Genomic DNA, 17,994 nt, shown 5'->3' with positions numbered 1-17,994 from the left:
GACCCGGCACGTCAGAGAACTACGGCATCACTCCAGCGGGCCACACGACCCGGCACGTCAGAGAGCTGCAAGTGCGCCGACGAACTTATCCAACACGGGACGAGTGTTCGCACCTGCATCGTCAGGAACGTTCTCCGTGCCGATCACGTAGACCAGCAGTCGACCATTGGAAGTCGACACGATGCCAGCGAGGGACGAAACCGTCGACAGCGAACCCGTCTTGGCCTGTGCGTTTGCCCAGGCGGCAGAGTTGGACATACGACGTGCCATCGTCCCGTCAAGGCCGGCCCACGGCAGTGAACGGACCAGGTCAGCCGTACCCCCCGACCCCATAACGGACGATTGGATGACATGTGCCAGCGTGTAGGGGGCTATTCTGTCGTTGCTCGACAGGCCCGAGCAGTCGTCTAGGCGCAGCCCGTCAGTAGGGTGCCCCGCGTTCACGAGAGTGGTGGCAAGAGTGGCGGTCGCTCCTTGGTACGAGGTCTCTTGTCCTGCGGCGGATGCACTCAATCGACAGTATTGGTCGGCAAGCGTGTTGTCAGAGTGGTGAAGCATCCATCTGACCTGTTCAGCGACCGTTGCTGAGTCGACTTCTGCGATCTTCTGCGCCCCTTCGGGGGCAGTGGCAACAGAGCCTAGGGTTGTCGCAATTCCGGCCGAATACAGGGCGTTCGCGAACACCTGCGCGACTTGCGCTTCGGGGTCAGCAAAGAAGGAGTAGGCGCCGGGCCCTGTCCTGCCAGCATCGATGGCCATCGCCCCAACATGTCCCTCGAACTCACCAGCACCCTGAGAAATCCAGTCTGAGAAATAGTCGGGGCCGACAAACGGATCGGCTTGCCAGTAGAGGGTGGTTGCGCTCAACCCAGCTTCGGCCAGCCCCTTCGCGGTTTCGTTTGCCAGATCGACGAGGCCGGCTCGCCCATTGACCTCACTGCTGTTCGAGGGGCCGGTGCCAAGAAGTAGATCCCCATCGGAGGACAGGTAGATGTCTGAGCCTTGAAGCTGAACGCGCGTCTTCAACGTTGAGGAGGGATCAAGGGTGTTGAGTGCGGTAAATGCTGTCAGAACTTTTGTGATTGATGCGGGAGTGTGCCCTTGGTTTGCTCCAGCATCCAGCAGAACGGTGCCCGTTTGCGCGTCAAGGACGCTTCCCCATGTCGTGTACTGGCCTTCGGTGCCTGCTCGGGTGACAGATGCCCAGGCGGCTGCGACAGCGTCAGGAGATACTTCAGCGCCTTGCGAGAGCGTTGCCGGCGAGAGGGATTGGGGTTGTTCAGCGGGAAATCCGGGAATCGGAGTCGCTTGCACATCTGACGAGGCGTGTCCGGCCGACGAGGCACTATCACCAATATCGGCGCTGTTGCACGCAGCAAGACCCGCAACTAGGCCTACAGCGCATACAATCACACCAACAGTCCTGTGACGCATGGATCTCCTCGAGGTTAAATACACTGGTTTCAACAGTAGCGTTTCGGGTAGCAGGCAGGCGGTCCGACACCCATAGGGCCATCTCGATGATGAAGGAGCTCACCATGATGGAATTCGACGTGACCATCGAAATCCCCAAGGGGAATAGAAACAAGTACGAGATCGATCATGAGACCGGGCGTATCCGTCTGGATCGTATGCTCTTCACGTCGACGCGTTATCCGGACGATTACGGTTTTATCGATGACACCCTCGGCGAAGATGGCGACCCGCTTGATGCGCTGGTTCTGCTTGAAGAACCCACGTTCCCCGGTTGTGTGATTCGTTGCCGTGCTCTGGGTATGTTCCGTATGCGCGACGAAAAGGGCGGTGACGACAAGGTTCTGTGTGTCCCCGCATCTGACCAGCGCGCCTCATGGCGTACCGACATTGATGACGTGTCGGAGTTCCACCGCCTTGAAATCCAGCACTTCTTCGAGGTCTACAAGGATCTTGAGCCCGGCAAGAGCGTTGAAGGCGCTCACTGGGTAGGTCGTGAAGACGCCGAAGCTGAAATCCAGCGTTCCTATGATCGCTTCACGGAAGAAGAAGGCCACTGACCTTCCCTGAACCTCAAGAGGGGCGGGAATCGAGTTGAACTCGATTCCCACCCCTCCTTGTGGATGCTCTGAGCTTCCTTTCGATGCCTCGATCAGAATGACTCTGGTATCAGAAGCGCACGACGTACGGCATGAGCTGATTCCAACCCCAGATTGAGGTGATACGGACACTACTACCCGGAGCCGGCGCTTCGATCATGCTTCCACCGCCTAAGTAAATGGCAACATGATAAATTCCGGACTGCCAACCGTTGCTCGACCAGAACAGCAAATCACCGGGTTGAGCGTCATTGAAGGGCACTTTGGTTCCGTAGTCGTACTGCGACTTGGAATAGTGAGGAAGATAAACACCTGCAGATGCCCACGCAATCTGAGTAAGACCCGAACAGTCAACACCCCCTCGTGACGCACCACCCCATACGTAGGGGACGCCCAGGTAGCTCTTCGCTGTTGCGATAGCGGTCGATGCGCCACCGGAGCCGGGGTAGCTGACTGGCGGTTCGTCGTATGACGGTGCCGGTGCCGGAGTCCACGACGGTGACTCTGACGCCGCCGCATTAGCTTGGCGAGCTGCTTCACGTCGCGCAGCTTCCTCAGCCGCTGCACGCGCCGCAGCTTCGGCGGCGGCTGCGCGTTCTGCTTCAAGAGCCGCTTCGCGTTCTTGGATCAGTTCAACCGTGGTGTTCTGCTTGCGGGCGAGCTCAGCAAGGTAACCTTGGCGGGCTGCCTCGGTGGTTTCTTGAAGAGTGAGTGCCTTCTGGGCACTCGTCTGCGCAGCTTCAGTGCGTCGCTGTACTTCAGTCGTTGCTTCAGTTTGTGCAACAACTGCTTCGTCGGCAGCTTTCTGCATGACATTGGCAACCTGTTGAAGGGCAGCAACGCGTTGCATCTTTGCGTCAGCTGAAGCGGAGAAAGCTTCGATTGATGCCTGCTTGGTTTCAACGGTGCGCAGACCATCGGCGTTCACGTAGGGGGCAAGGGTATCGATTTCGGATCCGCCATCGCGGTACGCAGTCTGTACGATTGAGGCGATTTCTTTCTTGCCCGCTTCAAAGTTCGCTTTTGCTTCATCTGCATCAGTTTGCGCTGAGCTAGCAGTGTTCTTGGCTTCTGCGAGGGCTATATTGGCTGCGTTGAGCTCTTCTGCTGCGATCTGAGCGGCCCGAAGTGCTTGATCCGCTTCAGCCTTCACTGATGCAAGGCGAACCTCGATCTGAGCCACTGAAAGCTTGGTAGCTTCTTCTTCTGCCTGCGCGCGGGCGATGTCCGCTTCTGAGGGGGCAGCTTGCGCCATTTGTGGGGCGATCAGCGCCATGCTGGCAAGCAGAACCATTGCCCCTACACGGAAGCGGAGACGCTGCGAACGTCTTGACTGGTTGAACACTACTTCACCTGTCGTCGGGAACATATACGAGCATCGTCATCAGACAGTGCACCTGTGGTGAGAGTAGTCACTCTGAACAACAAAAGCAACACCTGCAACTATTTTCACATCTTTCCCATTTACAACATTGACAACATCAGCAACATGTTTTGGTCATCATCTCGCCCCGCGTTATATAAGTTCATGGACTGAATAGGGCCGCGACCAGCGCTTTTTCTCCTCTTAGGCTGGACACGTGATCTTACGAATGCCTCGCTGACTGCAGGTCAGCCACTTTCAGCACCAGCGCTCAAGCATGCCGAGCAAGTAGCAAAGCGCTTTGCCTTACGCCTCGACCGTCACGTCGACAATGCGCTCGCGGTCGCGAACGTCGTTCTCATCCAGCACGCACTGAGGGGTGACGCTCACGTTGTCGATCGAGCCACGCCGTCGAATCCCGTCGCGCGCCTCCGTTGTGCGCAGTAAGTCCCAAGAATGACGCACACCTACCCGCCCACCCAGGAAGTCCTGCCGGACTTGGGGGAACCTCGTAAGGTTGTCGTATGACTGACGAGGATCTCGAGACACGCACACTTCACACTCGTGAAGTGGCCACGGACAGTGAGCACCTAGAGGGTCTCGCCGCTTCGGATGGGGAACCCACCTATGACGTGATGAACCCCTGGGGTGAAGACGGGCCAGCTCCGGTTGGCCAGTGGCGCACCGACATCCTGGGGCCGGCTTATCAGTCACAGACGATCGAACTGATCGCAGATGCCGAGGGCGACAACGTGGCAACACTGGTGAAGTATCTTCCCCACCGCGACCCAGATGTCAGCGAAAATGCGAAAGCATTCCCGAAGAGCGTCACCCTGTACCTACACGGGCGCAACGACTATTTCTTCCAGACTGAGCTGGCGCAGACGTTCGCCGAAGCAGGTTCCGCTTTCTATGCGCTTGACCTACGCAAATACGGTCGCTCACTTCGCCCTTGGCAAACGATCGGCTACACGGACAACCTGAATGTCTACGACGAGGAGATCGGCGAAGCACTCGACATCATTGCCGAAGAGAATCCAAATCTGCCCCTGATCCTGTCGGGACATTCAACGGGCGGCTTGATCGCAACGTTGTGGGCGCATCGTCACCCTGGCGCGTTCGACGCATTAATTTTGAATTCAGCGTGGTTAGAGATGCACACGCTAGCAAATCTACGGACGACGGTTGCGCCTGTCCTAGAACGGATCGCGCAACGAAACCCTCGCTGGGAAGTTCCCGGTGGCGGTGGCCCCGGCTTCTACGGGCGTTCACTGACTCAAGGCTGGGCAACGTCCGGTCTGACTGTGCCACAAGCGTGCGCAGACAATCCCGACGATCCAGCGATGAAGGGCTGGGAGTATGCGCTGGCCTGGAAGCGCCCGGAGTCGTATCCGATTCCCGCCGCATGGTTGGACGCAATCTTGGATGGCCACAACACGGTCGAAAACGACGTGCACCTGTCATGCCCGGTTCTGTCAATGATGTCGACCTCGTCGTACACGGGCGAAGAATGGTCAGAACGCGTCTTTTCGTCTGACGTTGTCTTGGACGTCGAGGTTATTGCTGAACGCTCAATGAATCTTGCTGATTGCGTGACGATTGCTCGTTTCCCAGGTAAGCACGACCTATTCTTGTCCGACCCGGATGTGCGCACGAATGTACGTCACACGATGAAACGCTGGATCGGAGCGTTCGTCACGCCCGTTGAGTAAACCAACCGGCCACTAGGCCACGAGCGGTCAGATGCGGGTTCGCCCGTGTTTCCCCATGCCCGAAGAAGCGGGAACGATGCGGTATTCGCGGATCATTTCGCGATTGACCTCTATAAGGGCCTCGGCAAGTGTTGGCCCTGCAAGGTCAGCGATGTAGAGGTTATTCCAGGCGTCAGAAAAGTTGGGAAGAAGCTCTTCAAGCTCATCAACGTCGTTCCACTGTCCAAGCGCGCTTCGAATCACGCCATCGACACCAAGTCGAAGGTCGGACGGCACCTTGAACCTCGGGGGCGCAACAAGGGGAACTGCCTGGCCGATAATCGCTCCAAGAATAGGAAGAGTCGATGCGGTGGCATCTAGGATCGGCACTCCATCTTCACGAGCTTGGCGAATATCGTCAGGTTCAACGAAGCCACGTTCATCTTTCGTTGTCGGGGTATCCGTGGCGATGAAGTCGAAACCGTCCGCGTCGTCTGCCGATTCATCATCCTCAGGTGCCTGTTCCAATGCTGGTGCATCGTGGTCGGAGTCATCTAGGGAAGCCGTGATTTCACTGATGCCTTGGGAGCCTTGGGACAACAGGGCTGGCGAGTGCATGTACAGGCGCGAGCCAACGGGCACAACGTCAAGGAAAACGCGTCCATTGGACATCGCTCGAACCTGAACCTCGTGAACTTCCACGCCAGAATTCGCCAGAACGTCCAGAGCGGGACGAACCTGCGGATCAATTTCGCCGGTAACAACGATCAAGCGCGGGCCCGCACCCGGCGACGGGGGCATAGCGTCACGGAACTGCATCCACCCATGACGGAACGCGTCAAGACCCCCGTCGTATTCGCGCGCCAGGTCACTCCACGACAGGGCAGCAGTGTCCGCCAAACGCGACAGAGAGCTAATGAGGGTGTCTGAATCGAGGTGTGTAATCACTTCAACGCTGACGACTTGCCCCGTCGCATCGAGGGCAGTCAAGCGTTGAGAATCTTCGTCTTCTTCGTGACCGCGAACAATATCCCGCCAAGTAATTGGGAAAAGCGGGCGGGAAACAATCTCCAAGACCTGCCCACACACAGCGTCGATAACGTCGCCAGTCAAACCAGAATCCAATGGGCGCCCAAATTGCGCAGGAACCAGACGACCGTTGTCGAACTCGAAAAGAGCCACTGGCGTTTCCTCCCTGGATTGACCGGACATATCGCCTTGCCGAGAAAGGCGACAGTGTCCCCCTATTGTTTCACATCTGACAGGTGCATAACACTGCCCAAAAAACTAGGGGTTCAATAAGAATTACGGCCTATGCTCCCCCTCAAATTCAGGGTCTCATCACAGGCTGTTCCACGTGGCGAACACACTGATTCACGCATTGGCGCCAAAAAGTATGCGACAAGACTGTGAAAACGCTAGCTCATGCGAAGATTCACCTATGAGCGTCACGTGGGATCCAGCCCCTACAACCGGGCATTCATCAACCCCGATCGATCCTGCCCCGAAGAATGGGACGGCAACACGGCAAGCTGCGGTAAGCCAGATCGATCCGGAGTTTCTGCGGGCTCTGACCGAAGCAGTCGACGGCGATGTAGATACGTCGACGGGGTCTCGTGCACGCTTTTCCACGGATGCTGGCCTGTACCGCATTCCACCGTTGGCGATTGTGTTCCCGAAATCGATCGAGGATGTCGAGGCAACGCTTGCCGTGGCGCGCACCTTCGGTGTCCCGGTGACGACGCGCGGTGGTGGCACATCCTGCTCCGGCAATGCTGTTGGCCCGGGTCTCATTATCGAATTCACCCGCTATTTGAACCATGTGGTAAGCATTGATCCCGAGGCAAAGACCGCTGTCGTTGAGCCCGGATGCGTGCAGGCAACTTTGCAGGCCGCGGCGGCCCCTTTTGGGCTCCGTTTCGGTCCTGATCCGTCCAGCCAGAATCGCGCGACGATCGCGGGCATGGTTGGCAATAACGCGTGCGGCCCACATGCGACTGCTTGGGGGCGTACGGCTGACAACATCGTGTCCCTCGAATGCATCGACGGGCTGGGACATCGATTCACGGCAACCACCGAACATGCCCCCGATATTCCCGAAGTTCCGGGTCTGACAGAGCTTGTGGATGCGAACCTGGCATTGATCCGCACTGAGCTTGGCACCTTCGGCCGCCAAGTATCCGGCTATTCGCTGGAACACGCGACGCCGGAAGGTCACCGTAATCTTGCCGCGATGCTGGTGGGCACCGAAGGCACGCTGGTCACGATCCTATCGGTCACGGTTCGCCTTGTTGACCTGCCAACGTCTCCCGTTTTGGTTGTCCTCGGCTATCCGAACATGATCGAAGTTGCCGACGACGTGCCCGCACTTTTGGAGCACCATCCTCTGGCGGTTGAGGGTATGGATAAACGCCTCGTCGATGTTGTTCGCCAGCACCGAGGCCCGGGCGCTGTCCCCGACCTACCGCCGGGCGAGGCCTGGATGATGTGCGAGGTCGGCGGAAGCTCGCCGGAGGATTCTCTGGAACGCGCTCAGGCTTTGGCCACGAGTGCCAACACCGACTCGGTCGCGATTTATCCGCCGGGTGACGATGCGGGTCGCTTGTGGCGTATTCGTGCTGATGGTGCTGGTCTTGGTGGCCGTACGCCGTTTGATCCAGCGTCAGGAAAGGGCAATGAACAGGGGTGGCCCGGCTTCGAAGATGCCGCGGTTCCGCCCGCGAACTTGGGCGCATACCTGCGTGATTTCACTGCTCTGATGGATGAGTTCGACATTGACGGCCTGCTCTACGGTCACTTCGGTGACGGTTGCGTCCACGTTCGTCTTGATTACCCGTTGGACACTGACAAGGGTGTCGCCCACACTCGTCGCTTCTTGGAGCGCGCGGCGACCGTGTGCGCGAAGCACGGTGGGTCTGTGTCGGGTGAACACGGTGATGGTCGCGCTCGCACGGAGTTGTTGCGCTTCATGTATTCGCCGGCAATGCTGGACTTGTTTGCGCAGGTGAAGGCTCTGTTTGATCCGCACAACATGATGAATCCGGGTGTGCTGACTGCACCGATGAGTACGACCACCGCAACCGAACGTCGCCGCGCTTTAGGTGATGCCTATTCACTGAAGCCGGCCGCGATTGCTGGCTCGGCTTCGCACGTTGATCCACAGCCGGGCGTTGATCTGGTGGATCATTTCCTTCGTCGTCCCGCGGCGCGTTCGATGCCCGCCGATGGCGGCTTCGCGTTCCGCGAGGATCACGGCGATTTCACGAACGCAATTCACCGTTGCACGGGCGTGGGCAAGTGTCGCGCGGGTATTTCGGGGACGTTCATGTGTCCGTCGTGGAAGGCGACGAAGGACGAGAAGGACGTGACTCGAGGCCGCGCCCGCACCCTGCAGGATGCGGCGAACGGCCAGTTGATTCAGGCGATTGATTCTGCGGAAGTCCTCGATGCCCTCGACCTTTGCCTAGCATGCAAGGCATGTTCGTCGGACTGCCCGGCCGGGGTCGACATGTCGAAATACCGTTCAGAGACGCTGTTCCGCCATTACCGCGGGAAGGCTCGTCCGTTGTCGCATTACACGCTGGGCTGGTTGCCACGCTGGACGCGCCTGACGGCGTCGATCCCCGGTTTGGCAAAGGTCGGCAACGCGCTCCTCGGCGTGGATGTGCTACGCCGGCTGGCGTTCGGGCTGATCGGGTTGGATTCACGTCGTCCGATGCCACCTCTACAGTCGGGCACGTTCTTGCGCTGGGCACGTAAGCGCGGCACAACTTCGATGGTGTCGTCCGCTTTCTCCCCCATTGACGAGGCCATCTCCACGTCTGGCGACCAGCTGTCGCCGAGCGGAGGCCGACCGGCCTCGTCAATGAGCGAAACTGGGAAATCGGCGACGCCCGTTTCCCCCACGGACCCAACTGGCCGTCGATATGTGGTGGTATGGGCGGATTCCTTCTCGCAGACACTGGACGACACGGGAGCACGCGCTTTGACCGAGCTACTGGAAGCAAACGGCTTTGCCGTGATCGTCGCGCCGGATGTGTGTTGCGGCCTGACGTGGATTACGACGGGCCAGCTGAAGGGTGCAAAGAAGCATCTGGCAACTCTGTTGGACACGCTGGCGCCATTCGCCGCGAATGGGATTCCGATAGTGGGTGTGGAGCCGTCGTGTACCGCTGTTTTGCGTGATGACCTACTGGATCTGCTAGCAGATGACCCGCGTTCGACGATGGTCTCGAAGGATACTGTGACGCTTGCTGAGCTACTGGCGACCGTCCCGGATGAACAGCTGAACCTACCAGACCTGAGCGGTGTTGAAGTTGTGGCTCAGCCACACTGCCACCACTACTCGGTCATGGGATGGGACGCGGATCGCGCACTACTGGATCGCCTGGGCGCGACGGTTACTCAACTATCGGGCTGTTGCGGTTTGGCCGGCAACTTCGGCATGGAGAAGGGACACTACGAGGTCTCCGTCGCGGTCGCAGAGCAGTCGTTACTACCTGCGCTCAGCGAGCACCCAGATGCCGTGTACCTGGCGGATGGATTCTCCTGCAGGACGCAGGCCAGCCAGCTCGCCGAGCGCGGCGGCGTCCACCTCGCGACTCTCCTCGCGCGCGGCCCGAAGGCCGACTGACCCCTCCCGGCGGAGACACCGACGCGCTCCCGCCCGGGCCTGCTCGGCGAGGACGCCCTTCGGACGAATCGTGAGATCAGGGCGCGGATCCGCCCGTTCCTCGAACCCCTTTCGGCACCCACCCCGCCCCCTCGGAGAAGGCAATCCCGTCCCTGCGCGCGACGACGCTCTCCCACCGGGTCGAGAGCCCCCTCGCCCTCCCCCAGACGTCCAAACGGGCGCCGTCGACGTATCCCTCCCCGGCGACGAGGAGGGCCGTTGAAAGCGCCTCCGCCATGACTCCCGACGCGCAGATCACGCTCGCCTGGAGAACGCCCGATTCGCTCGGCCGTCCCGTCCTCGGATCGAAGGTCTCGTGGGCGAGCGCCTCCGGGAACGGACGACCGGCGTCAAATGATGCGGGCGCGTAGTCGCCCGAGGTCGACAGAGCCGATGAGGAGGAGAGCTCGACGCTACCCGTCCACTCGTTCTCCGCCGCGCCCGGCTCCCGCAGGCCGACCGTCCACGGCCTCCCGTCCCACCGGCGTCCGAAAGCGGCGATGGACGATGTGCCCAGGGAGACGAGAACACCCTCGGCGCCGGCCGCCACGACCGCGTCGCGCACCGCGTCGGCGGTCGCCCCTTTCGCGATGGCGCCGAGGTCGAGGGCCGGTCCCCTCGACGGGGCGGCTCCCCCGTTCACGGCCCGCGCGAGACGCCAGCGAGCGGCCTCGTCGCGTTCCAGGAGCGCCGGATCGCACGAGCGGAGCGCCCCGTCGATCTCCTCCTGGGACGGGGCCTCGGGCACACGCCCGCTCGCGAGGAAGGACCTTCGAGCGCCCTTAACGTCCCACAGGCGCGCGAGCGCCCCCGCCAGCGGGGTGAAGGCCCCGCCGGTCGCCTCCGACAGGGCCAGGGAATCGAGGAGCAGCGAATCCGTGCGCGGATCGACTTCGCACCACCCCTCGCCGGAGTTGATCCGCGAGACGTCCGAGTCCGGGCGGAAGACGGACCACAGCGCTTCGAGTTCGGCGACCAGTCGGCACACCCCGCGCGTGATGCGCGGAAGATCCCCGCCCGCACCGATGAGGTCGACGCGCGTGCCCATCGCCGGGAAGGAGACTCGCCAGGAACGCGCGCCCCCGCCCTCGCCGACCTCGAATTCGACGAGCGGACGCTCCCCCACCGCTAGCGGTCCGTCCCGCCGAGGTCCTTGTCGAGATCCGTGTCCCCGAGGCGGGTCGACTCCTCCAGCCCCGGGATCTCCACGCCGTTCGCCCCCGAGTCGTCGACCCCCTGGGCCGCGGAGATCGCCCGGATCGCGGCCTGGATGAACTGGCGGTGCGCGACGGTCGCGCCCGACACGACATCGACCTTCGCGGGATCGTCCTTCTCGGTGAGCTCCTGCGAGTAGCGCGCAAAGGATTCGACGGCCCTCTGCGCCTTCTCGTAGTAGTCCTCGTTGAAGACCTCCCCGGAGGAGCTCTTCCCGTAGTCGGCGTCCTTGTCCGCTCCGTTCGCCTGGAGGGTCTCGTAGCTCGTGCTCGTGATGTCGCCGCCCTCGACCGTGATCGTGATGACCCCGATCGCCCCCTGATCGTCCGCGTTCGAACGGCCCTTCCACTCCCCGTCCTTCATCGGCACGCTCATGTCGACGCCCGGCGAGGAAGCGCATGCGGCGAGCATCATCGCGCCGAGTCCCACGATCCCGGCCCTCAGGGCCCCGCGCTTCGCGTTCATCGCAGATCCACCTTGCTCTTCCCCGTTCCCGACTCGGGCCCCGCCTCGAGCGCGTCGTGATCGTGCCACGTCTCCTTGAAGATGCGCCCGTGATCGAGGGCGATCTCGCGCTGGCCCCGGCCGGCGACCAGAGCGTCGTGCGTGACGACCATGAGGGTCGTGCCCTCCTCGTGGAGTCGCCCGAACAGGTCGAGGACGATCCTCTCGTTCGTCTCATCAAGGTTGCCGGTCGGCTCATCGGCGAGGATGAGCTTCGGGTAGTTGATGAGCGCGCGCGCCACACACACCCTCTGCTGCTCGCCGCCGGAGAGCTGACGGGGCAAATGGGTGGCGCGATCGGCGAGGCCCACCCTGTCGAGGGCCTCCATCGCCTCCTTCTCATCGGGCATCGAGTGGTAGTACTGGGCGACCATGATGTTCTCCAGCGCAGTGAGATGCCCGATGAGGTGGAACTGCTGGAATACGAGCCCGATCGTGGAGCGGCGGATCTCCGTGAGCTCGTCCCCCGTGAGATCCGAGATGTCCTGGCCGTCGAGACGGACCCGCCCCTTGGACGCGGTGTCCATGCACCCGACGATGTTCATCAGGGTCGTCTTGCCCGATCCGGAGGGCCCGACGATGGAGACCCATTCCCCGCGCCCGATGGTCAAGGAAACGTCGTCGAGCGCGTGGAGGTCGCCGTAGATCTTCGAGACCCCCTCCAGATCGAGAAGGGGCGTAGGCATCGTGTCAGTCATGATTCTTCCTTCATTCTCCGCGTAGGACGAGGGCGGGGTCGACGGCGGCGGCTCGGCGCACCGGGGGCAGGCAGGCAAGGACGGCGACGGCCATGGATGCGAGGACCGTAATGAGAGCGATCAACGGAGGAAGGGCGATGCTCCGGTGGAACACGTTGTAGCTGATCCCCGAGGCGAGACCGTACCCGAGGACGACGCCGATCAGACCACCGATCAGACCGAGGAGCACGCCTTCGCCGATGAATTCGAGGGCGATGGAGCGCGAAGTTGCGCCCAGGGCCTTGCGCAGGCCGATCTCGTTGCGCCTCTCGGCGACGATGGCGACCATCGTCGTGGACACCCCGATCAGGGTGAGGACGAGGACGATGCCGGCGATGATGACGAGCAGGGAGCGCAGCATCGAGATGACGCCGGAGTCGGATTGCGCGAGGCGCTTGACGGCCTGCGCCGACACTCCGGGCACGGAGTCGTTGATGGCCGCGACGACGCTCTCCAGGACCGGGCCCTCGACGGCGATCGAGTACTCCGCAACCGTCGCGCGCGCCTCGACGCCGGTCAGGGCGGAGATCGCCTGCGAGGTCATGTACATGTAGGAGTCCTGCGTACCCCCGGTCTTGAGGACCCCGGATACGGTGAAGTCGACGCTCGTCTTCGCCTCGGCCCCGCCGGACTGGGCGTGCTCGTCCGCCTCCTCGAGGCGGACGACGGAGATCCTCTTCCCGGCCGAAGCGCCGATCGTGTCCGCGATCTCCTCGCCGATCAGCACTTCGTCGGGTCCTTGCGGCCACTCCCCCTCGACGTACCAGTACGGGTTCATCGCGCGCACCGACTCCAGATCGGCTCCTGCGGCGACGTAGGGCCGATCGTTGACGGTGATCGCCTCGTAGTCGAAGGCCGCCGAGCCGACGAGGGCCCCCTTCGGCACGAGGGACGGGATCGCCTCGAGGGACTCGGCGCTTATGGAGTCCTTCCCCGAAACGGGAGAGACGACGAGGTTCGCGCCGTAGGAGCGGATCTCGCGGGCGAGCTGAGCGGGGACCTCCAGGGCGATGGTCGCCAAGCCCGACAGGGTCGTGGCGCCGATGGCGACGGCCAGAACGGCGATGAGGACGCGGGAGCGCCTCCTCAGGATCGACGAGGAGACCATCCGCCAGAACATCGTGCGACGCTTCATCTCTCTCACCTTCCGTGGAGGACTTCCGCGGCGTTGAGCCGCAGCAGATAGCGGATGGCCGGGATCGACGCGCTGAGGACGACGAGCAGGACGAGGAGCGAGACGAGTACCAGGACGACCGGGGTGAAGGAGATCGAGGCACCGAACACGATCCGCCCGATGATCTGCGCGAGCCCGATCCCGCCCCCATAGCCGAGGGCCCCTCCGACGAGGCCGACCACTGCGATCTCGCTGAGGTGCAGGGCGATGATCGAGCGGTTCTTCGCCCCGATCGCCTTCATCAGACCGATCTCCCCGGAGCGCTCCATGACGTTCGCGGTGACGAGATTCGCGATGGCCAGCGCGGAGGCGATGAGGGCGAGGACGGTGACGAGGAGCATGAGGAGCTGCGTCTTCTCCAGGATGGTCCCCTCCGATTCGGCGACCTGCCGAACGGGCCTGGCCACGGAATCGGTCATGACCTCTTCGATCTGGTAGGCGATGGAGGAGACGTAGGCGGTGCAGTACCAGGTCTCGCGCTCGGACACGGACAAAGACTCCGGGTTCTTCGCCGCCTTTCGCGCCAGGTCGTTGTCCGGGGTCGTCAGGGCGGACACCTCGACGGAGCCGACGACTCCGGGCTCTCCGAGAAGGTCCTGGGCGACGGCCAGGTTCGCGTAGACGCCGGAATCGGCCTCGTCGCCCGATTCGAAGATCCCGCGCACCTTCAGCTCGACGGAGCGCCCGTCCCTGCTCAGGGTCAGGGGATCACCGAGGGCGAGGCCATGCGCTGCGGCGTAGCCTTCACCGACCATCGCACCCTCGGGGTCCTCGTCTGCGACCCACTGGCCGGTAACCGTCCACCAGGCCCGAAGTTTGTCGAGGCCGGTATCGAGCGTCTCCTCGGTCTCCAGGTCGAGGTGGTGATCGAACCAGGTCCCGGTGAGCGCGACGGGCTCCCCCGAGGGGCCGACCGCGTCAACGGACAGCAGCGGGGCGAAGTCGAGGATGTTGTACGTCCAGAAGATCGTCTTGATCCGGCCGAGCTCGTCCTCGCGGAGGAAGGTCTGCTCGGGGGACCGAGCGCCGTAGAGGTCCTGGAGGACCGCCGCGCCGCGCGGTCGCACGACGATGTTCGCGCCGTAGGACTTCAACTCCTGGTTGACCTTGTCCCCGACGTCGAACATCACCGAGAGCATAGACGTGGCCACGGCGGCGCCGAGGGCGACCGTCACGGCGATGAGGAGGTGACGCTCGCCCCTGCGGGCCAGAGCCCCCACCAGCATTCTCAGGAACATGGGATCAGATCCTCTCCCTCGTGGGGTCGGAGACGAGAAGGCTCATGCGAAGACGCTCGCATTCGCCTCGAGGACCGACAGCGGGACCGTCAGCGTCCCGTTGGAGACCTCGTACTCGATCGGAATGGGGTTGCAGCCGCCCTTGAATCCGATCGTCGCGATGTTCATCGCAACTTCGCAGAGCTTGCAGATGATCTTCCCGTCCTTCTCGTAGTAGCCGGTCGGCCCGCAGATCTCGCAGGCGTCGAGGCCGACGCCGAAGGAGGCGCCCGCCTTCTGGATGACGATGAAGCGGACCTCGACCCCCGAAGAGGTCGTGTAGGCGTAGCGGTGGAGGTGGCCGTCGGAGATGTCCGCGATGTCGATGACCGCGCGCTCCTCGACGACGGAGTAGGACTCCGGTTCGGAGAGCTCGACTTCGGCGGAGCCGACGACGACGCCGAGGGTGATCAGCAGCGCGCCACACAGGTAGCCGCCCGCCGCTACCCCGGCCATCGTCTTCCAGACGCGGACGCGGGCGCGGTAGAGGCGCCCCTCGGCGGGGTTGGAGCCGACTCGGGGCAGGGATCGTCCCTCACGGACGACAAGAGCGGCGACGAGGAGGAGGACGAACATCGCGGCGATCGGGAATACGGCTTCGTGGTTGATGAGCCAGGAGAGCGCGGTAAAGGCCTCGTTCGACATCGAGACGACCCTTTGTGCCTGAAGGATGCGCACGACGAGCATGACGTGAGTGAGGGCGAGGACGGCCACGACGAGGGCGGTCGGCCAGGTCCTGCGTCGACCGAGGGAGACGATCCTCCAGGAGAGGGCGCCGAGGGCGAGGGGGAGGAGCCAGCCGAGGACGTAGCCGACCAGGGCGAGCATCGTAGTCGTCGCGAAGACCTCGATTCCCCGAGGGAACATCATGACCGCCTGGGCCATCGCCGTGGGAGCCGCGCGGAAGAGGATGAGCGCCAGGTAGGCGCTCATCACGAGGAGGAGGGCGGAGTCGAGGGGCGCGCTCGGCGCCCGGCGCGCCCGCAGCGCCAAGAGCGAAACGAAGGCGATCGCGAGGAGGACGGCCAGGGGCAGGGTCCACAGGGCGACCGTTTGCCGATTGACGGCGCGAGGCGCGAGGGTGTTGACGAGGGTGAGGACGAAGGCGGAGACGAACCCGGCGACGACGCCGATGCCGATGGCCCATCTCCGGGCGGCTCTACCGGATCTGCCGCGCTCGCGCGCCGGTAGCGCGCCGATGGCCGCTCCCGCTGCGAGAGCGGTGAGGAGCAGCGCGAGAGTCGCCTGGCTCATCTGTTCGATCATCGTTCATCCTCATTCTCGTCGTCGCGACGCGCGGGCGCGTCGGCGTCATCCCGAGGGCACGACGACGGGCCGGAGTCCGCCTCCGGCCCGTCGTCACGGGGTCACCACTCTACAGCAGAGGGGTCCCACTTCCAATCCTTGAACTCCGCGGTGATCGGCTCGGTCCAGAAGCGCCCCTTGACGCCCGTGGTCTCGTCGGTGTGAAGGAGCCAGCCGTTCTCCTCGGGGGAGTGGACGATGAACTGAACCGTGTAGGTGCCGGCGTCGAGCTTCGGCAGGTTGAGGCCGTAGTGCGGGCCGTCGGAGGCGTTCATCGGCATGAAGGTGCCCTCGAGAACGGCGTTGCCGTCGGCGCCGAGGATCTTGTAGTCGACCTTGAGGCCCGGGATGAAGTCGCCGACGCCGTAGCCGAGATCATTGCCCTCGACGGCGGAGATGTCAGCCTCGATGTGCATCGAGGAGTCCTTGGCGGGGGTCTGGACCTGGGGCTCCATGTCGACCGGCTGGAAGTAGACGCCGGAGATCTTCAGAGGGCCGGAGAATACGTCGTCGCCGAGGGGGAACTCGTCGAAGCCGGCGTCCTCGCCGGGCGCGGCGGCCTCGCTGGACTGAGCGTCCATTTCCGCGGGCTTCGTGGTCTCCGCGGGCTGGGAAGAGCATGCCGAGAGGCCGGTCATCAGGGCGACGGCCGCGACGGCCACGCCGATAGTGCTGAGTGAGCGCTTCATGAATCAAACTCCATGTCAGTGTGGGATGGTTCGACGGTTCGTCACTTCTCGGGGATCGCGCGGCGCATGCGCCGCTTCCCCCAGAAGTACAGGCCGACGATGATGACGAGAACCGCTGCCTGTGCGGAGAGGTTCTCCACTCGGGGGTAGATCCCCAAGAGGTCGATGGTCGGGAGGCTATCGAGAGGCGTCAGGGGCAGGACGTCGGCCTCCTGGAGCTCCTTGACACCAGATCCGGTGAAGGTGACGGCCATGACCGCCAGGAGCAACGATGTGACAGCGAAGAAGGGGCGCAGCGGAATCCTCAGGGCGGCGAATTGGATGAGGAGGTAGACCACGACGAGGATGGCGAGGCCGACGCCCATGCCAATCCACACATGCCCAATGGCCGCGCCCGCGTGGGAGATGACCGGCACATAGAAGAGGATCGTCTCGGCGCCCTCGCGAAGGACCGCGAGGAACGCGATGGCGGCCAGGCCGAGGAGGGAGCCGCGAGTGAGCGAGGCGTCCGTCTGATCCTTAATGTAACGGTCCCAGGCTTCGTTGGAGGACTTCGAGACCATCCAGTTCGAGACCCAGATGAGCATGGCGACCGCGAAGAGGGCGGCGAGGCCTTCGAGGAGCTCCTGATTGGCTCCGGCGAGATTCGCGAACGAGGAGAAGAGGACGGCAAGGGCCGCGGAGGCGACGAGGGCGAGCGCGACCCCGATCCACACGATCTTCGACTTGTCCTTGTGCCCGGCCTTGCCGAGGTAGGCGAGGATCGCGGCGACGACGAGGATCGCCTCCATGCCCTCTCGGAGGATGACGAGGAGCGAGGGGAGGAAGCCCGAGAGCCAAGGGCTCGTGGGGGCGGCCGCCTCGCCGACGTAGCCGTCGAGGGTGTTGGCGTCCTCGCGCAGGTAGTTCTTGAGATTGGCGAGGTGCTGAGCGACCGCGGCGTCGTCATGATCGGTCATCGCCTTCTTGACGAGGGAGAACTCCATCTCGACGGTGGAGACCCGATTCCCCGAGATGCGCGCCATGACCTGCTTCTCGAAGCCGAGGGTCTCATAGCGCCGGTAGTAGGCGGTGTTCACCCCGTCCTTACCCGCCTCGACATCGCCCGCCAGATAGGCCTTCTCGGCCTGATCCAGAATCTCACCCATCTCCTTCGCGACGCGCCCCCAGGCCCCCGGGCTGTAGTCGTTCGAGACAGCCGAGTTTCCGACGCCGTCAAGGGTGTTGGCGTCCTCGCGCAGGTAGTTCTTGAGATTGGCGAGGTGCTGAGCGACCGCGGCGTCGTCATGATCGGT

15 protein-coding genes are annotated in these 17,994 nt (G+C 62.9%); 3 read left to right on the top strand and 12 right to left on the bottom strand.

Annotated elements, in window-relative coordinates; translation table 11 throughout:
- Positions 1–57: 57 nt before the first annotated feature.
- The gene (locus QP109_RS06640; RefSeq protein WP_285024060.1) at positions 58–1,434 is read right to left on the bottom strand and encodes a D-alanyl-D-alanine carboxypeptidase/D-alanyl-D-alanine-endopeptidase; all 1,377 of its coding nucleotides are present in this window, start codon (positions 1,432–1,434) and stop codon (positions 58–60) included.
- 107 nt (positions 1,435–1,541) lie between these two features.
- On the opposite strand from QP109_RS06640, the gene QP109_RS06635 reads away from it, so the two are divergent.
- The gene (locus QP109_RS06635) at positions 1,542–2,033 is read left to right on the top strand and encodes an inorganic diphosphatase (protein ID WP_285024091.1); all 492 of its coding nucleotides are present in this window, start codon (positions 1,542–1,544) and stop codon (positions 2,031–2,033) included.
- A gap of 109 nt (positions 2,034–2,142) precedes the next feature.
- On the opposite strand, the gene QP109_RS06630 is transcribed toward QP109_RS06635, so the two are convergent.
- Both QP109_RS06630 and QP109_RS06625 read right to left on the bottom strand, forming a co-directional pair.
- Positions 2,143–3,441, bottom strand: coding sequence for a C40 family peptidase (locus QP109_RS06630; RefSeq protein WP_502929284.1), 1,299 nt, complete (start codon positions 3,439–3,441; stop codon positions 2,143–2,145).
- A 300-nt stretch (positions 3,442–3,741) separates the two neighbouring features.
- Complete coding sequence (locus QP109_RS06625; RefSeq protein WP_285024058.1) at positions 3,742–3,900, bottom strand: hypothetical protein; 159 nt, start codon at positions 3,898–3,900, stop codon at positions 3,742–3,744.
- A 59-nt stretch (positions 3,901–3,959) separates the two neighbouring features.
- On the opposite strand from QP109_RS06625, the gene QP109_RS06620 reads away from it, so the two are divergent.
- Positions 3,960–5,147, top strand: a complete 1,188-nt coding sequence (locus QP109_RS06620) for an alpha/beta fold hydrolase (RefSeq protein ID WP_285024057.1) — start codon at positions 3,960–3,962, stop codon at positions 5,145–5,147.
- Positions 5,148–5,174: 27 nt separating this feature from the next.
- Here the strand turns inward: QP109_RS06620 and QP109_RS06615 are convergent, their stop codons facing one another.
- Positions 5,175–6,308, bottom strand: coding sequence for a hypothetical protein (locus QP109_RS06615; RefSeq protein WP_285024056.1), 1,134 nt, complete (start codon positions 6,306–6,308; stop codon positions 5,175–5,177).
- 259 nt (positions 6,309–6,567) lie between these two features.
- Here QP109_RS06615 and QP109_RS06610 point away from each other — a divergent pair, with 259 nt between their 5' ends.
- On the top strand, positions 6,568–9,759 hold the full coding sequence (locus QP109_RS06610) for an FAD-binding and (Fe-S)-binding domain-containing protein (RefSeq protein ID WP_285024055.1): 3,192 nt from the start codon (positions 6,568–6,570) through the stop codon (positions 9,757–9,759).
- Between the two features lie 76 nt (positions 9,760–9,835).
- Here the strand turns inward: QP109_RS06610 and QP109_RS06605 are convergent, their stop codons facing one another.
- The 8 genes from QP109_RS06605 to QP109_RS06570 form a co-directional block, all read right to left on the bottom strand.
- Positions 9,836–10,924: an FAD:protein FMN transferase gene (locus QP109_RS06605; RefSeq protein ID WP_285024054.1), complete on the bottom strand. Its 1,089-nt coding sequence runs from the start codon at positions 10,922–10,924 to the stop codon at positions 9,836–9,838.
- A 2-nt stretch (positions 10,925–10,926) separates the two neighbouring features.
- Entirely contained in the window at positions 10,927–11,478 is a 552-nt protein-coding gene (locus QP109_RS06600) for an FMN-binding protein (RefSeq protein ID WP_101628290.1), read from the bottom strand.
- On the bottom strand, positions 11,475–12,215 hold the full coding sequence (locus QP109_RS06595) for an ABC transporter ATP-binding protein (protein ID WP_101628291.1): 741 nt from the start codon (positions 12,213–12,215) through the stop codon (positions 11,475–11,477). Before QP109_RS06595 ends, QP109_RS06600 begins: the two co-directional genes overlap by 4 nt.
- Positions 12,216–12,225: 10 nt before the next feature.
- On the bottom strand, positions 12,226–13,389 hold the full coding sequence (locus QP109_RS06590) for an ABC transporter permease (protein ID WP_285024053.1): 1,164 nt from the start codon (positions 13,387–13,389) through the stop codon (positions 12,226–12,228).
- A 5-nt stretch (positions 13,390–13,394) separates the two neighbouring features.
- A complete protein-coding gene (locus tag QP109_RS06585) occupies positions 13,395–14,666 on the bottom strand; it encodes an ABC transporter permease (protein WP_285024052.1) in 1,272 nt (423 codons plus the stop codon).
- Positions 14,667–14,708: 42 nt separating this feature from the next.
- Entirely contained in the window at positions 14,709–15,971 is a 1,263-nt protein-coding gene (locus tag QP109_RS06580; protein WP_285024051.1) for a DUF2318 domain-containing protein, read from the bottom strand.
- A gap of 101 nt (positions 15,972–16,072) precedes the next feature.
- Positions 16,073–16,699: an iron transporter gene (locus QP109_RS06575; RefSeq protein ID WP_285024050.1), complete on the bottom strand. Its 627-nt coding sequence runs from the start codon at positions 16,697–16,699 to the stop codon at positions 16,073–16,075.
- 41 nt (positions 16,700–16,740) lie between these two features.
- Positions 16,741–17,994 (bottom strand): FTR1 family iron permease (locus QP109_RS06570; RefSeq protein WP_285024049.1); only part of this gene is annotated, 1,254 nt, incomplete at its 5' end.

Origin of the sequence: Pauljensenia sp. UMB9872 (assembly GCF_030212665.1) — a bacterium.
Lineage (GTDB): Bacteria > Actinomycetota > Actinomycetes > Actinomycetales > Actinomycetaceae > Pauljensenia > Pauljensenia turicensis_B.
This window is presented reverse-complemented; position numbering and strand designations above follow the sequence as displayed.

Bases quoted from the DNA above. Each gene is read 5' to 3' on its own strand.
- QP109_RS06640 (WP_285024060.1), bottom strand. From the start codon at position 1,434: ATGCGTCACAGGACTGTTGGTGTGATTGTATGCGCTGTAGGCCTAGTT.
- QP109_RS06635 (WP_285024091.1), top strand. From the start codon at position 1,542: ATGGAATTCGACGTGACCATCGAAATCCCCAAGGGGAATAGAAACAAG.
- QP109_RS06630 (WP_502929284.1), bottom strand. From the start codon at position 3,441: ATGTTCCCGACGACAGGTGAAGTAGTGTTCAACCAGTCAAGACGTTCG.
- QP109_RS06620 (WP_285024057.1), top strand. From the start codon at position 3,960: ATGACTGACGAGGATCTCGAGACACGCACACTTCACACTCGTGAAGTG.
- QP109_RS06610 (WP_285024055.1), top strand. From the start codon at position 6,568: ATGAGCGTCACGTGGGATCCAGCCCCTACAACCGGGCATTCATCAACC.
- QP109_RS06600 (WP_101628290.1), bottom strand. From the start codon at position 11,478: ATGAACGCGAAGCGCGGGGCCCTGAGGGCCGGGATCGTGGGACTCGGC.
- QP109_RS06595 (WP_101628291.1), bottom strand. From the start codon at position 12,215: ATGACTGACACGATGCCTACGCCCCTTCTCGATCTGGAGGGGGTCTCG.
- QP109_RS06590 (WP_285024053.1), bottom strand. From the start codon at position 13,389: ATGAAGCGTCGCACGATGTTCTGGCGGATGGTCTCCTCGTCGATCCTG.
- QP109_RS06585 (WP_285024052.1), bottom strand. From the start codon at position 14,666: ATGTTCCTGAGAATGCTGGTGGGGGCTCTGGCCCGCAGGGGCGAGCGT.
- QP109_RS06580 (WP_285024051.1), bottom strand. From the start codon at position 15,971: ATGATCGAACAGATGAGCCAGGCGACTCTCGCGCTGCTCCTCACCGCT.
- QP109_RS06575 (WP_285024050.1), bottom strand. From the start codon at position 16,699: ATGAAGCGCTCACTCAGCACTATCGGCGTGGCCGTCGCGGCCGTCGCC.